The sequence below is a fragment of the Staphylococcus sp. HMSC061G12 genome, from assembly GCF_001838465.1.
GTDB classification, from domain to species: Bacteria; Bacillota; Bacilli; order Staphylococcales; family Staphylococcaceae; genus Staphylococcus; species Staphylococcus simulans.
The window spans coordinates 40,629-54,921 of the sequence record NZ_KV837147.1 but is presented as its reverse complement, the minus strand read 5'-3'; the positions used below and the strand labels follow the sequence as shown (position 1 = coordinate 54,921).

Sequence of the window (14,293 nt, the reverse complement as noted above, 5' to 3'; positions counted from 1 at the left end):
TTAAAAATTAAAATAAATAAACAATTATGTACGACTATGTTGTGCGATGTGTTGTAGAATGATATAGTTAAAGGGAGCGACATCATCAAAGGAGATGCAACATGTACTTTACAAATTTATCTGAAACAGAGTTTGATAATTATACAAAACAACATTTTTCACATTATACACAGTCAGCGAAACATTATCATAATCGCAATAAAGCACAACATGATGTGCACCTAGTAGGAGTTAAAGATGAAAAAAATGAAGTTATTGCGGCGTGCTTACTAACAGAAGCGAGAAGTTTGCGCTTCTTTAAATACTTCTATACACATCGCGGACCTGTCATGGATTATAAGAATATTAAACTTGTGGAATATTTCTTTGCGTCTTTGACACTTTATTTAAGAAAACACAAAGGGTTATATGTACTTGTCGATCCGTATATTTTGGAAAATATCAGAGAACCTGATGGTGAAATCATTGAACAATTTGATAATCATCAGTTGATTCAAACATTGGAAAAGTTAGGTTACAAACATCAAGGCTATTCCACTGGTTATTCTTCTATGAGTCAAATCAGATGGTTGTCTGTGTTAGATTTAAAAGGAAAATCAGAAACGCAGTTACTCAATGAAATGGACTATCAAACAAGACGTAATATTAAAAAGACTTATGAAATGGGTGTACAAGTCCGTACACTTTCTATTGATGAAACACCTTTATTCTTCGAATTGTTTAAAATGGCAGAAGAGAAACACGGTTTCACATTTAGAGGTTTGGATTATTTTAAACAAATGCAAAAGATTTATGGTCATCGTGGTTTCTTAAAATTAGCGTATGTCGATTTGCATACGTACTTAAAAGAGTTGAAAGAGAAACACGCACAATTACAAAGTGATTTAGATGAAGTGAATGAGAAGTTGAAAGAAAGTCCGAACTCTAAGAAATCAAAAAGCAGAGCTAATCAACTGCAGCAACAATTTAATAGTAACGAACGTAAAATCAAAGAAACACAAGCGATGATAGAAAAAGATGGCAACATCTTAAACTTAGCAGCTGCGCTTTATCTTTATAATGAGCACGAAGTTTACTATCTCTCTAGTGGTTCGAATCCTCAATATAATGCGTTTATGGGCGCATACCGTTTACAATGGGAAATGATTAAATTTGCGAAGAAGAAAGGTATTGACCGTTATAATTTCTATGGTATTACAGGAGATTTCTCTGATAACGCAGAAGACTATGGTGTACAAAAATTCAAAGAAGGATTTAATGCACACGTAGAAGAGTATATTGGAGATTTTATTAAACCGCTTCGCCCAATGCTCTACAAACTCTCATTATTATTAGACAAACTAAAAAACAGAGAATAGATTGAAGCAACCTATTCATAATTTTAATAGCAAACAAAAAAGAAGCCCCGTCTCAAATCATTTTTTGATTTGAAGCGGGGCTTCACATACTATTAATGCATCAAATGACCCGGATTAGTCTTCGCTGAAGATTTTATCCCATTGGTCACGTTTTTCTAACATTTCTTGTGCAATTTCATGTGCACCTTCTAATGAGTGGCTTGCTGCCCAACCGCATTGTACCTCATTACAAGCAGGGACTTCTTTAGCCGCAACAACATCTTTTAATGTTGCTTCAATGATGTTTAATACATCTTCGTAGTCATCATGGTTGATGAATGATACATAGAAACCAGTTTGGCAACCCATTGGACTTAAGTCTACGACTTTGTCTGTGTGGTTACGGATGTTTTCAGCCATTAAGTGTTCTAATGAATGTAAACCAGGCATTTTCATGTGTTCTTTGTTTGGTTGTTTGAAACGAATATCGTATTTCTTAATTACATCTCCGTTTTGACCTTCTTTTGTACCTGCTAAGCGCACAAATGGTGCAACAACTTTAGTATGATCTAAATTGAAACTTTCAACGTTCATTTTAGGCATAAAACTAAACCTCCTTTAGTTCTTCATGTCTTATTGTAACAAGGCTAAGCAGCATTTACAATTTTACCGAATGCACTTTCAATGAAAAGTTTATCAGTTTACTCGGAATAAATTTGTTGAAAATTAAGAAAAAGGATGACAAAGTCATGAAAAACCTTTAAAATGTTTAGTAATCAATTTTACTGATAAAGATATAAAAGGGGATGAGAACGCAAGGTAAAAGCGTTCCAAATCGTGTTAAAACGACCTTAAAGACACATATATCTTTGAAAAATAAAGGGAGTCACTAAAATGTCATTTGAAACTCATATTGAACAATTTATAGATGCGAAACAGTCAGAATTTATTGATATCAGTCATAAAATCCATGAAAGACCAGAACTAGGAAACCAAGAAGTCTTTGCTTCTGGTTTATTAATGCAAGAATTAAAGAAATACGGCTTTGAAATTGAACAAGATATCGCAGGTCATCCGACTGGCTTCATTGCTCAATATCATAGTCGCAAGCCAGGACCGACGATTGGTTTCCTAGCAGAATATGACGCGCTTCCTGGATTAGGTCATGCATGCGGTCATAATATTATCGGTACAACAAGTGTGTTAGCTGGTATCGCTTTAAAACAAGTTATCGATAAAGTAGGCGGACAAGTGGTTGTGTTAGGTTGTCCAGCTGAAGAAGGCGGAGAAAATGGAAGTGCGAAAGCGAGTTATGTTAAAGAAGGTATCATTGACGAATTAGATGTTGCTTTGATGCTGCACCCTGGTAATGAAACATACAAAACAATCCATACATTAGCAGTAGATGTCTTAGATATTAAATTCTACGGTAAAAGTGCGCATGCCTCTGAAAATGCAGATGAAGCGATTAACGCTTTAGATGCGATGATCAGCTATTTCAATGGTGTAGCACAATTACGTCAACAAATTAAAAAAGGTGAACGTGTACATGGTGTGATTTTAAATGGTGGAGAAGCAGCCAACATTATTCCTGATTTTACACATGCACGTTTCTATACACGTGCAACAACACGTAAAGATTTAGATGTGTTAACACACCGAGTAGGTCAAATTGCTCAAGGTGCCGCATTGCAGACAGGTTGTGACTATTCATTCAAACCGATTCAAAATGGCGTGAACGAATTTATCTTAACACCTAAATTAGATGAACTGTTTGCACATTATGCCCGTCAAAAAGGAGAAGAAGTCAGTGAAGATGACTTCGGTTACGGTTCTACTGATACGGGTAACGTCAGTCATATCGTACCGACGTTACATGCACATATTAAAATCGGACCAAGCAATTTAGTAGGACATACTTACAAATTTAAAGAAGCTGCTGCATCTGACCATGGTGATAGTGCCTTAATTAAAGGTGCGGATATTTTAGCACGTATGGGCTTAGATTTAATTCAAAACAATGAATTGTTGAGAGAAATTAAAGAACAACATGTCAGAAAAGTGAAGCAAGCATCATTAAAAGAACTTAGAAAACATTCAGAACAACCTAAGGTCACTTTAAGTGATTTATATGATGAGTCTATTGTTTATTCGTCTCGTCCATCGTATGTTTCCAATCCTTGGTTAGAGCCTGATGAGCATCAATCTAACTTCTTAACAGGTCGTGAATTATTAATCGCAAATAAAATGCCGGTGATTGTGCATGAAGCGAGTGTCACTGATAAGTTGAAACAGTTATTCAACGAAGTCGGTAAAGAAGTGCCAAGCAATGTTTATAAATTCCATAACCAAGCTAGTTATGAACATTTATTACGTTCGTTAACGACAGAAGACAACAAGAAGATATACTTCCAATATGTGCATAGTGAAGACATTGTACCTAAAGAAGATTATGCGCAGGATAAAGATACGTTTGTTGCGCTCAACAATAAAGCACGTATACCAGAGTGGACAAACGGTAAATATTTGCCGAAACGTGAAGTTGTGGCGGTAGAAGATTTTGAAGAAGCAGTGAAGAAGTGGGATTTACCGATTGTATTAAAACCGGGCGATGATTTACCGACAGCCGGCGGCTATGGCGTGATGATCTGTTATAACCAAGAAGATTTAGAAAAAGCAATTGAACGTGTTCATCAAGCATTAGATGAAACGGAAACAATGATTATTGAACAAAAAGTGGATGATATCGCCAATTACTGTGTACAATTTGCTTACTCAGATCAAATCGGTTTGAAATATTTAGGAACAGCCGAACAAATCACAGATGATTATGGTTTCTATAACGGAAATCAAAGTGTACCGGTGGAAGAGGTGCCGCAAGCTGTGATTGAAGCGGGTCGCGAAATTATGGAAAACGGTATTAAAGAAGGTTTCTATGGTGTCGGAGGTTTCGACTTGCTTTATGATAAGTATGGTCATGTTTATGCGATTGATTTAAACTTCCGTCAAAATGGGTCAACAAGCATGTTGCTGTTAGATGATGAATTATCTGGAGATTTCCATAAATTCTATAGTTATTTCTCACGCGGTGATAATACGAAATTTTATCGTACGATTATGAAATATGTCCGCCAGGGCAAAATTTATCCATTATCTTATTATGATGGTGATTGGTATGGTAAGGATAAAGTGAATTCTCGTTTTGCGTGTATCTGGCATGGCAGCTCAAGAGAAGAAATTGAATTAAATGAAAAAGCCTTCTTAAAAGAATTAGGCGATTAATATAGAGTTTTAGTGAAACGGTTAAAATCCTGTGTGATTTTAGCCGTTTTGCTTTAACATAAATCGTATTAGATTGACTGTTTAAGTTTATTATTTTATATTTGCATTGATACACAACTATAGAGAAAGTGGGTTTACTATGGATTATAAATACGAAACGTTTTTCAAAGATTTGCTTGTAAATGAAACGTACTATATTGCAGTCAAAGATAGAAAAATGGTTAGAAGAGATGTAGATGGACATGCCATTGCGCTATTTTGGACAAAGAAAGAATTAGCAGAAGCTTATTTTGAAAACCGTAAAGATGCTTACGATAAAATTATTATTCGTGATTTAGATCGCTTTGTGACAAGTGAAATGGATGACTTATTTGATAAAGGGGATAAAGTCTTAGTTAATGTTACAGATGAACTAGACGGACATTTCATTGATATTTATGAAGCCACAAAACAAATTATGACAGAACTGGATCGTATTCGTACAGTTGAATTTGCGCGAATTACTGCGAAAACAGATGATGTTTATGGTCTGACTGATAAAGGAAATAAACAGTTTATTATTATCAGCAATAACGGGGAAAACCAGCCTAACTTCATGCCAGTGTGGAGTGATTATCAATCTGCATTGAAAGTGCGCGATGAAGATTTTGAAGAATGCGATGTAGATCAAGTTGAAGGAGAAGTTTTCAGTGAATGGCTTGATCAATTAAGAGATGATGATAACGGCGTCGGCATCAACTTAAAACCGAATGTTGTAGGTTCGATAGTTTCAGCCCAAACATTGAAAAATGAATTATCTTATTAAAATTGTTTAATTAGATAGAGAACATAATAGGGAATAAGGCTATGATTAAAATCTGCCTTATTCCCTATTTATTTGATGTACATTACGCTGGATTTCCTAAGTAGATACTGCCTAAAGCGCCTGAAAAAGCGCCGCCTTCAACATAGTAAGGCTTGAAACCACGTAAGACAGTATAATCTTCTACAACTTTGCGTAGAAGATGATTATTGTTGAATGAAGAACCGATATACACCACATTTTCAGTTTGAAACTCTCTTGCGAGTGTGATGGCCATGGTTGTGACAACTTCTCCAACGACACCCATTACTGATGCTAATTGATCTGCGGTTGAAACTTCTTTATCTAGATGACGCATCACATGTGCGAAGTTTGCGGCTGTTAAATCACCTGGAATCGGCGGTTCACTATTTTTATAGATGTGTTTTACTTTTAAATCAATAAATTCACGGTCACCTTGTTCTGCGGTATCTGTCAAAGTTTGATAATCTGTAATCCCAGATAATAAGTATCCTAAACCTTGAATCATACCGCCGCCGGCACCGATACCTCCGACACGTCTTTGTGTCTGGCCGTCAAAATAGTGCATAGATGTGCCTGTTCCGACATTGGCGAAGATGTAGTCTTTTAAATAATGACCTTGTTCTTCTAATAACATATTTAAACCCTTTGAAGCTGCATCGAACTCAACGAATTCTTGTGCAGGGAAATCTAATTGATTTTTAATCATTTGTGCTTTACCGCCGGTTAAAGAAACATTTCTGCAAGGTTGTTGATTCAACCACTCAATCACTTCTGTTAATTCATCAGTACGTTTCGTTCTGAAAGTACGGTGCCCGTTGTCGATTTCGACAATTTTAATTAATGTACCACCGGCATCAATACCGATTTTCATAGTTTCACCTCAAAATTATGTATGACATGTAATCATTAATAGTATAATCAAAAGAGAAAGAAAAAAGCAAAGTTAAGGAGTGTACAATAAAAAATGAAATTAAGTCCATACCTTATCGTAGAAAATGTTGCAAAAGCAGCTGAATTCTATCAAAGTGTTTTCGGCGGTGAGATTAAAGTATTAAATCAACAAAAAGAACAAGTGTTGCACGCAGAAGTTCACATTACTGATGCTATTGTATTGCACTTATCGAGCAATTATGGCAAACCATTCAGTAATGAAGATGTGAATCTGCTTCTGACATTTGAAGATTCTACAGAACAACAACGTGTATATGATGCGTTGAGTGTTGGTGGAGATCCACACATGCCAATTACTAAAACTTTTTTCAACGCAATGCATGGTCAAGTCAGAGACCAATACGGTGTCAATTGGCTCTCAAATTGTTTCTCAGCATAGCGCATAGGGAAACACTAATTGAACTTGCAGTAAATAAGAAATGTAGGGGATGTATATGAAACACAGTAAGCAATTTGGAGATATTATCGTTCAGCCATACGAACCAAAGTACCATAAAGAAGTCGAAGATTTCGAACTGTCAGAAAGACAGATGATTTATTCTTCTTTACCAAAACAAGTATTAGACGATGCATTAAAAGACAAAGACCGTATCGCGAATATAGCTATTAATCAAAAAGGGGAAGTGGTCGGCTTCTTTGTTTTACATCAATATTATCAACACGAAGGTTACGACACACCAGAACATGTCGTCTATGTCCGTTCGTTATCTATTAATGAAAAATTCCAAGGAAATGGTTACGGCACGAAGATTATGATGAATCTGCCGAATTATGTTCAGTCACTTTATAGTGATTTCAACCATTTATACCTTGTGGTCGATGCTGAAAATAAAGCAGCGTGGAATGTGTATGAACGTGCAGGGTTTATGCATACTGCGACAAAACAAGAAGGACCGATCGGTGAAGAACGTTTATACTATTTAGATTTAGATTCTAAATATGTTTCATCATTAAAGTTGAAAGCACCCGATGAACAACCTGATAAAGAAATCGATACAGTACATTTAATGCTGGACGGTCAAAAAGCAGGTTTTATTGCTTTGCAAGCAACAGAAAACCGTATGCATATCAGAGGTATAGAAGTGGATAAGGATAAACGACATAAAGGTATCGCAGAAAGTGCATTACGTCAGTTAGCGACATATATCAGAAAAACATATCCTGAAATAGAAGTGTTAGATATTGTTTTATTTGGTGAACATAATGAATTAAAACCGTTATGTTTGAACAGTAATTTTGTCGCAACCTTGCAAACTGAAGATTATGTAAAATTTGAAAAATATATCGTTTATTAAAAATGTAATCATTAGCATTGCGAAATAGGGCATTGTCATTTATAATTTACATTTGTTAACATGAGAAATAAGTAAACTTGTGATTGAATTGATAAAGCCTTTGAAAGGGAGTAATAGAACATATGAAAATTCAAGACTACACAAAAGAAATGGTAGACGAAAAATCATTCATCGATATGGCCCATACTTTATTAGAAGAAAAAGGGACTACAATGAACTTATACGATATCATTGATGAATTTAAAGCTTTAGGACACTATGAAGATAATGAACATTTAGAAAATCGTATTGTTCAATTCTACACTGACTTAAACACAGATGGACGTTTCTTAAATGTCGGAGAAAATATGTGGGGATTACGTGACTGGTATTCAGTAGATGATATTGAAGAAAAAATCGCACCTACAATTCAAAAATTCGATATCTTGGATGAAGAAGACGAAGAAGATAAAAATCTTAAACTTCTTGGCGAAGAGGAAGAAGAGGAAGACGAAGCAAGAACTGAAGAAGATGTTGAGGACGACGAAGAAAATTTAGACGATCCTCAAGATGAAGAAGAAGTCAATGAATCTGATATCGTTATCGAAGAAGACGAAGATGAATTAGAAGAAGCAGAAGAATTATTTGAAGATGCGGCTGGTTTTAATGATGAGCCAGACGATGAAGAATAATAATTGACTTTTTCTAGAAAAATGATAAAATTTTATTCGGGCTCCTTTAATTAGGACAACGTGTATAAATCATACGCTCCCCCTTTACATGAGATGTGAGAGGGAGCGTTTTTTTATTTTTTAAGCGATATTTAAAATAAGCGCTAAGACTTTTATGTCTTAACATGAATACAAACAAGTTATGGAATGTTAAATTAATTTGTAATTGAAAAGTAGGAGGAAAAAGAATGACTAAGTTCATATTTGTTACTGGCGGAGTAGTTTCTTCACTTGGTAAAGGAATTACAGCGGCATCATTAGGCAGATTATTAAAAGATAGAGGTTTATCCGTAACGATACAGAAATTCGATCCATATTTAAACGTAGACCCAGGTACTATGAGTCCGTATCAGCACGGGGAAGTCTTTGTGACAGATGATGGTGCGGAAACAGACTTAGACTTAGGACACTATGAACGTTTTATCGACATCAACTTAAATAAATATTCAAACGTGACAGCTGGTAAAGTTTACTCTCACGTATTGAAAAAAGAACGCCGCGGTGATTACTTAGGCGGTACGGTTCAAGTTATTCCTCATATCACGAATGAAATTAAAGAACGTTTATTATTAGCAGGCGAAAGCACAAATGCAGACGTTGTTATTACTGAAATCGGCGGTACAACAGGCGATATCGAATCACTGCCATTTATCGAAGCGATTCGTCAAATCCGTAGTGATTTAGGCCGAGATAATGTCATGTATATCCACTGTACTTTATTACCTTACATCAAAGCAGCAGGTGAAATGAAAACAAAACCGACACAACATAGTGTTAAAGAATTACGTGGTTTAGGTATCCAACCTGATTTGATTGTGGTAAGAACTGAATATGAAATGACACAAGATTTAAAAGATAAAATTGCATTATTCTGTGACATTCCTGAAGAAAATGTTATCGAATGTCGTGATGCTGAATCTTTATATGAAATTCCTTTACAATTAAGCAAACAACATATGGATGACTTAGTCATCAATCGCTTAGACTTAGATGCGAAATACGATACACAATTAGATGAATGGAAACATTTATTAGAAATCGTAAACAATCTTGATGGTGAAATCACAATCGGTTTAGTCGGTAAATATGTAAGCTTGCAAGATGCTTATCTTTCAGTTGTAGAATCATTAAAACACGCAGGCTACCCATTATATAAAGACATTAAAGTTAAATGGATTGATTCTAGCGAAGTGACAGACGAAAACGCAGCGGAATACTTAAAAGATGTAGATGGTATCCTAGTGCCTGGCGGCTTTGGTTACCGAGCAAGTGAAGGTAAGATTTCAGCAATCCGTTATGCGCGTGAAAACAATGTGCCATACTTCGGTATCTGCTTAGGTATGCAGTTGGCTACAGTAGAATTTGCGCGTAACGTTCTTGGTTTAGAAGGTGCACATTCTGCAGAACTAGATCCTGATACACCATATCCAATCATTGACTTATTACCAGAACAAAAAGATATCGAAGATTTAGGCGGAACATTACGTTTAGGCTTGTACCCAAGTGAAGTTAAAGAGGGTTCATTAGCTTATGATATCTATGGTAAAAAAGAAATCGAAGAACGTCATCGTCACCGTTATGAATTTAACAACGACTATCGTCAACAAATGGAAGATGCAGGTATGGTCTTCTCAGGTATCAGCCCAGACGGCAGAAGAATCGAAATGATTGAAATTCCTGGTAATGACTTCTTCTTCGCGAGTCAATTCCACCCAGAATTCTTATCAAGACCAAACCGTCCGCAACCAATCTTCAAAGCGTTTATCGAAGCGGCTAACAAATATCAACAAAATAAAAGTAAATAAGGCAAAATACGTCTATTATAAAGCATAAAGAAGCGGCAAAGCAGATTCACAACTAGGTGAATCAGCTTTGCCGCTTTTGTATTTTCAAATTATTTAGTTACTCTTCTACGTTCAAATCCAAGTCTCTGATCATTTCAATCATTTGTGTATAGATTTCATAGTAAACATAAGTGAATGCCATAGGATGAGGTTGAACGATTTTGTCGTAATCCTCTGTATAGACAATCGGTCTTGGTGTACATAAATCTATATAATGAAGAAGATGGTCAGGAATAGGTGTTTCTTTATCTTTGTTACAGATTAAAACGAAATCAACATCTAAATCAATTAAGCGTTGTGTATCCGCTTGAACTTCTTCTGTATAAAAAGGAGAGAAGAGTAAGACGCGGTCAGTTGTATCTAATGCATCATAACTTTCTAAGTCAGTTAGACGTTTGCTTGCTTCTAATTTTTCATTGCTGTTAAGCACATAATCTTCGAAGCAATTTAAGTCGCCATAACCTTTGACATAAACATGACCTTCTCCGCCGATAGCTTGAATTAAACATTGTGATGCCATTTGTATATCCAATTCTTGTTGATTTAAGCGATTGAATATACCAGTAAGTTGTGTTTGTAAGATATTCGCCATAGTAGCCTCCAACTTTATTATCGATATTTCAATTTTAAATGAAGCTTATCTTTAATTCAATTGACTGAAAAATGTATAAGACGCAGATGAAAATGGGTAATAATAAAAAATACAACGTTAAGCACAGAACAAAGTGGTTGTGAAACACATATACACATGTTGTATACGTTTTCATTTGAAATTTCACACAATTTTATCATTTATAACCGCTTACATTTAGTTTTGCAATGCATTACGGCGGTGACTTTGATATACTTAACGTATAAAAATCACGTGCAAAACGCACGCAAGGAGGAACTTTCATGCCTTTAGTTTCAATGAAAGAAATGTTAATCGATGCAAAAGAAAAAGGTTACGCAGTTGGTCAATACAACTTAAATAACCTAGAATTCACTCAAGCTATTTTAGAAGCTTCACAAGAACAAAATGCACCAGTTATTTTAGGTGTATCTGAAGGTGCTGCTCGTTACATGAGCGGATTCTACACTGTAGTTAAAATGGTAGAAGGCTTATTACATGATTTAAAAATCACTGTACCAGTTGCTATCCATTTAGACCACGGTTCAAGCTTCGAAAAATGTAAAGAAGCAATCGACGCTGGTTTCACATCAGTTATGATCGACGCTTCACACAGCCCATTCGAAGAAAATATTGAAATCACTAAAAAAGTGGTTGAATATGCACATGCACGCGGTGTATCAGTTGAAGCTGAATTAGGTACTGTTGGCGGACAAGAAGACGACGTAGTAGCTGACGGCGTTATCTATGCTGACCCTAAAGAGTGTCAAGAACTTGTTGAAAAAACAGGTATCGATACTTTAGCACCTGCATTAGGTTCTGTTCATGGTCCTTACAAAGGTGAACCAAACTTAGGCTTCAAAGAAATGGAAGAAATCGGTCAATCAACTGGTTTACCATTAGTATTACACGGTGGTACTGGTATCCCAACTAAAGATATCCAAAAATCTATTTCTTTAGGTACAGCTAAAATCAACGTAAATACTGAAAACCAAATTGCTTCAGCGAAAGCAGTTCGTGAAGTATTAAACAACGACAAAGAAGTATACGATCCACGTAAATATTTAGGACCAGCTCGTGAAGCTATCAAAGCTACAGTAACTGGTAAAATCAAAGAATTCGGTACTTCTAACCGCGCTTAATTATGAATAATTAAGTATTGAAAGAGCATCTTTTTCGGATGCTCTTTTTTGTGTTGTGAGACAACACCAAAAGATTGTGTTCTCGTCAACCATTTGTTAGGATACAAAAGATTGCGGAAATATCTATATGACAATAATGTTAGGCAAAAATGGTGTATTGCCTGAAATTATTTCGCAGTCTTAACGTGACTTGTGCTATAATGTCTTAAGTGATTTTTTGAATGAAACAAAAAAGTTTGTTGAGACTGACATCTTAAGACAAACGCATAAAATGGGTGCAACATATCAACATGTTGTAAATACTTTAACAAATGGCTTTGTATTCTATAATATGAATATACAATCGCTAGTACATTCAACTATAATTAATATGAAGTATGTGGATAACAGTTATTTTCATAGAAAATGATGAAAGAGTGGGTGTAGTCGTATCAGAAACAAGGTAGACTATACATAGAACTGTGGAATAAAGATTGAATAACAAAGGAGAACAATCGAATGGCTCAAGAAGTAATAAAAATCAGAGGCGGACAGCCATTAAAAGGGAAACTGAAAATCAACGGCGCTAAAAATAGTGCAGTGGCGATTATCCCAGCAGCATTACTTGCAGAGGATGTTGTAACATTAGAAGGCTTACCGCAAATTTCAGATGTTGCTACTTTAGTAAGCTTGTTAGAGGATTTAAACATTAAAACAGATTTAAAAGATACAGAATTAAAAGTAGACCCGACGGAAATAAAAAATGCGTCTTTACCAAACCATAAGGTAGAGTCATTAAGAGCATCATATTATATGATGGGAGCAATGTTAGGTCGATTTAAAAAATGCGTCATCGGACTACCAGGTGGTTGTCCTTTAGGACCACGTCCGATTGATCAACATATTAAAGGATTCAAAGCATTAGGTGCGACGATTGATGAATCAAGCCCGACTTCTATGAAGATTGAAGCGGAAGAATTAAAAGGTGCGAATATCTTCTTAGATATGGTTAGTGTTGGTGCAACGATCAATATTATGTTAGCTGCTGTCCGTGCAGAGGGACAAACAGTAATCGAAAATGCAGCGAAAGAACCTGAAGTTGTAGATGTTGCGACGTTCTTAACAGGAATGGGTGCGAACATCAAAGGTGCAGGTACAAGTACTATTAAAATTACGGGTGTCGATCATTTGCATGGTGTGACACATCAAATTATTCCAGACCGTATTGAAGCGGGTTCATATATGTGTATGGCAGCAGCTTGCGGTGCTGAAGTGGAACTTGATAATATCATTCCAAAACACATCGAACCTTTAACTGTTAAATTACGTGAACTAGGTGTAGATGTTGAGATTGATGATGACCGCGTAAAACTTAAAGGCCAATTACCATTTAACAGCGTCAACATCAAAACATTGGTTTATCCAGGTTTTGCGACTGACTTACAACAACCAATCACACCATTATTATTCTTAGCAGATGGACCTTCATTTGTAACAGATACAATTTATCCTGAAAGATTCCGTCATATCGAAGAGTTAAGAAAAATGGGCGGAGAAATTTCTGTAGATCAAAACACAGCAACAGTTAAACCGTCTCAATTACATGGTGCGTCTGTGTATGCGAGTGATTTGCGTGCCGGTGCTTGCTTAATTATTGCAGGTTTAATCGCTGAGGGTGTAACAACAATTTATAATGTAAATCACATTTATCGCGGCTACACAAACATTGTAGAGAATTTAAAATCTCTCGGCGCAAACATTTGGACTGAAAAAATTTAGGAAACGTGGTATACTTTGTATAGTAGGTTTGCATGATCTAGTAATCATGAGAGGTGATTTAAATGGAAATTTGTCCATATCTAGAAGAAACATTCAAAATCATCGGTCGAAGCTGGAATGGATTAATTTTAAATTATTTATCTAGATGTCCAGAACAGTCTGCACACTTCAGTGATATGAAGAAAGATTTGAAGACAATTACACCACGTTCTTTAAGCTTAAAACTTTCTGAACTGATGGAATGGGAGTTAGTAGAAAAGAACATCGTATCAAAAGCCCCCTTATCAATCGTTTATCATTTAACTGATAAAGGTGCTGCTTTAGCTGAGGCTTTAGTACCGATGGAAGAATGGGCACAAAAATATATTGAACTTGAATCTGAGAATCAAACAGATAATGTGGCCAATTCTTAATATAGACTTGAGAGAAGTAAGAGTTATTCCTTTTGGAGTAGCTCTTATTTTGCGTTATAAGCAGAAACGTTTAAAAAAATCTGAGAAAGGATAAACTATAAAGTAAGACGTAATACTAAGGAGTG

At 35.7% G+C, this 14,293-nt stretch carries 13 protein-coding genes and 1 pseudogene; 11 read left to right on the top strand and 3 right to left on the bottom strand.

The window, feature by feature from the left end; all coding sequences use genetic code 11:
• The first annotated feature begins 101 nt into the window (after positions 1–101).
• The gene (locus tag HMPREF2937_RS09850; protein ID WP_070864482.1) at positions 102–1,358 is read left to right on the top strand and encodes an aminoacyltransferase; all 1,257 of its coding nucleotides are present in this window, start codon (positions 102–104) and stop codon (positions 1,356–1,358) included.
• 114 nt (positions 1,359–1,472) lie between these two features.
• On the opposite strand, the gene HMPREF2937_RS09845 is transcribed toward HMPREF2937_RS09850, so the two are convergent.
• Positions 1,473–1,940 carry an S-ribosylhomocysteine lyase gene (locus HMPREF2937_RS09845; RefSeq protein WP_002481814.1) on the bottom strand — a complete coding sequence of 156 codons (468 nt, stop codon included), beginning with the start codon at positions 1,938–1,940 and terminating at the stop codon, positions 1,473–1,475.
• 291 nt (positions 1,941–2,231) lie between these two features.
• Here HMPREF2937_RS09845 and HMPREF2937_RS14075 point away from each other — a divergent pair.
• The 3 genes and pseudogenes from HMPREF2937_RS14075 to HMPREF2937_RS09835 all read left to right on the top strand — a co-directional run.
• A pseudogene (locus tag HMPREF2937_RS14075) lies at positions 2,232–3,389 on the top strand (M20 family metallopeptidase); the annotation flags it as partial.
• A gap of 9 nt (positions 3,390–3,398) precedes the next feature.
• Positions 3,399–4,619: an L-aspartate--L-methionine ligase LdmS gene (locus HMPREF2937_RS14070; RefSeq protein ID WP_257245387.1), complete on the top strand. Its 1,221-nt coding sequence runs from the start codon at positions 3,399–3,401 to the stop codon at positions 4,617–4,619.
• 139 nt (positions 4,620–4,758) lie between these two features.
• The gene (locus HMPREF2937_RS09835; RefSeq protein WP_002481812.1) at positions 4,759–5,424 is read left to right on the top strand and encodes a DUF2750 domain-containing protein; all 666 of its coding nucleotides are present in this window, start codon (positions 4,759–4,761) and stop codon (positions 5,422–5,424) included.
• An 82-nt stretch (positions 5,425–5,506) separates the two neighbouring features.
• On the opposite strand, the gene coaW is transcribed toward HMPREF2937_RS09835, so the two are convergent.
• Complete coding sequence (gene coaW, locus HMPREF2937_RS09830) at positions 5,507–6,316, bottom strand: type II pantothenate kinase (protein ID WP_070864480.1); 810 nt, start codon at positions 6,314–6,316, stop codon at positions 5,507–5,509.
• Positions 6,317–6,409: 93 nt separating this feature from the next.
• Here coaW and HMPREF2937_RS09825 point away from each other — a divergent pair, with 93 nt between their 5' ends.
• The 4 genes from HMPREF2937_RS09825 to HMPREF2937_RS09810 all read left to right on the top strand — a co-directional run bounded on the left by HMPREF2937_RS09825 (position 6,410) and on the right by HMPREF2937_RS09810 (position 10,206).
• Positions 6,410–6,775 carry a VOC family protein gene (locus HMPREF2937_RS09825; protein WP_002481810.1) on the top strand — a complete coding sequence of 122 codons (366 nt, stop codon included), beginning with the start codon at positions 6,410–6,412 and terminating at the stop codon, positions 6,773–6,775.
• A 49-nt stretch (positions 6,776–6,824) separates the two neighbouring features.
• Complete coding sequence (locus tag HMPREF2937_RS09820) at positions 6,825–7,691, top strand: GNAT family N-acetyltransferase (protein ID WP_070864479.1); 867 nt, start codon at positions 6,825–6,827, stop codon at positions 7,689–7,691.
• Between the two features lie 122 nt (positions 7,692–7,813).
• Entirely contained in the window at positions 7,814–8,362 is a 549-nt protein-coding gene (gene rpoE / locus HMPREF2937_RS09815; RefSeq protein WP_002481808.1) for a DNA-directed RNA polymerase subunit delta, read from the top strand.
• A 227-nt stretch (positions 8,363–8,589) separates the two neighbouring features.
• Positions 8,590–10,206, top strand: a complete 1,617-nt coding sequence (locus HMPREF2937_RS09810; RefSeq protein WP_070864478.1) for a CTP synthase — start codon at positions 8,590–8,592, stop codon at positions 10,204–10,206.
• A 97-nt stretch (positions 10,207–10,303) separates the two neighbouring features.
• On the opposite strand, the gene HMPREF2937_RS09805 is transcribed toward HMPREF2937_RS09810, so the two are convergent.
• Positions 10,304–10,837 carry a DUF2529 family protein gene (locus HMPREF2937_RS09805; protein WP_070864477.1) on the bottom strand — a complete coding sequence of 178 codons (534 nt, stop codon included), beginning with the start codon at positions 10,835–10,837 and terminating at the stop codon, positions 10,304–10,306.
• A gap of 302 nt (positions 10,838–11,139) precedes the next feature.
• On the opposite strand from HMPREF2937_RS09805, the gene fdaB reads away from it, so the two are divergent.
• From fdaB to HMPREF2937_RS09790, 3 genes are all read left to right on the top strand, one after another.
• Positions 11,140–11,997: a class IIb fructose-bisphosphate aldolase FdaB gene (fdaB, locus tag HMPREF2937_RS09800; protein WP_002481805.1), complete on the top strand. Its 858-nt coding sequence runs from the start codon at positions 11,140–11,142 to the stop codon at positions 11,995–11,997.
• 498 nt (positions 11,998–12,495) lie between these two features.
• Complete coding sequence (locus HMPREF2937_RS09795) at positions 12,496–13,755, top strand: UDP-N-acetylglucosamine 1-carboxyvinyltransferase (RefSeq protein WP_023016121.1); 1,260 nt, start codon at positions 12,496–12,498, stop codon at positions 13,753–13,755.
• 62 nt (positions 13,756–13,817) lie between these two features.
• Positions 13,818–14,168, top strand: coding sequence for a winged helix-turn-helix transcriptional regulator (locus HMPREF2937_RS09790; protein WP_002481803.1), 351 nt, complete (start codon positions 13,818–13,820; stop codon positions 14,166–14,168).
• The last annotated feature ends 125 nt before the right edge of the window (positions 14,169–14,293 follow it).

What these genes read in the sequence shown, in the direction of transcription:
- HMPREF2937_RS09795 (WP_023016121.1), top strand. Translation starts at nt 12,496, where the DNA reads ATGGCTCAAGAAGTAATAAAAATCAGAGGCGGACAGCCATTAAAAGGG.
- HMPREF2937_RS09810 (WP_070864478.1), top strand. Translation starts at nt 8,590, where the DNA reads ATGACTAAGTTCATATTTGTTACTGGCGGAGTAGTTTCTTCACTTGGT.
- HMPREF2937_RS09820 (WP_070864479.1), top strand. Translation starts at nt 6,825, where the DNA reads ATGTATATGAAACACAGTAAGCAATTTGGAGATATTATCGTTCAGCCA.
- HMPREF2937_RS09845 (WP_002481814.1), bottom strand. Translation starts at nt 1,940, where the DNA reads ATGCCTAAAATGAACGTTGAAAGTTTCAATTTAGATCATACTAAAGTT.
- rpoE (WP_002481808.1), top strand. Translation starts at nt 7,814, where the DNA reads ATGAAAATTCAAGACTACACAAAAGAAATGGTAGACGAAAAATCATTC.
- HMPREF2937_RS09825 (WP_002481810.1), top strand. Translation starts at nt 6,410, where the DNA reads ATGAAATTAAGTCCATACCTTATCGTAGAAAATGTTGCAAAAGCAGCT.
- fdaB (WP_002481805.1), top strand. Translation starts at nt 11,140, where the DNA reads ATGCCTTTAGTTTCAATGAAAGAAATGTTAATCGATGCAAAAGAAAAA.
- coaW (WP_070864480.1), bottom strand. Translation starts at nt 6,316, where the DNA reads ATGAAAATCGGTATTGATGCCGGTGGTACATTAATTAAAATTGTCGAA.
- HMPREF2937_RS09835 (WP_002481812.1), top strand. Translation starts at nt 4,759, where the DNA reads ATGGATTATAAATACGAAACGTTTTTCAAAGATTTGCTTGTAAATGAA.
- HMPREF2937_RS09850 (WP_070864482.1), top strand. Translation starts at nt 102, where the DNA reads ATGTACTTTACAAATTTATCTGAAACAGAGTTTGATAATTATACAAAA.
- HMPREF2937_RS09790 (WP_002481803.1), top strand. Translation starts at nt 13,818, where the DNA reads ATGGAAATTTGTCCATATCTAGAAGAAACATTCAAAATCATCGGTCGA.
- HMPREF2937_RS09805 (WP_070864477.1), bottom strand. Translation starts at nt 10,837, where the DNA reads ATGGCGAATATCTTACAAACACAACTTACTGGTATATTCAATCGCTTA.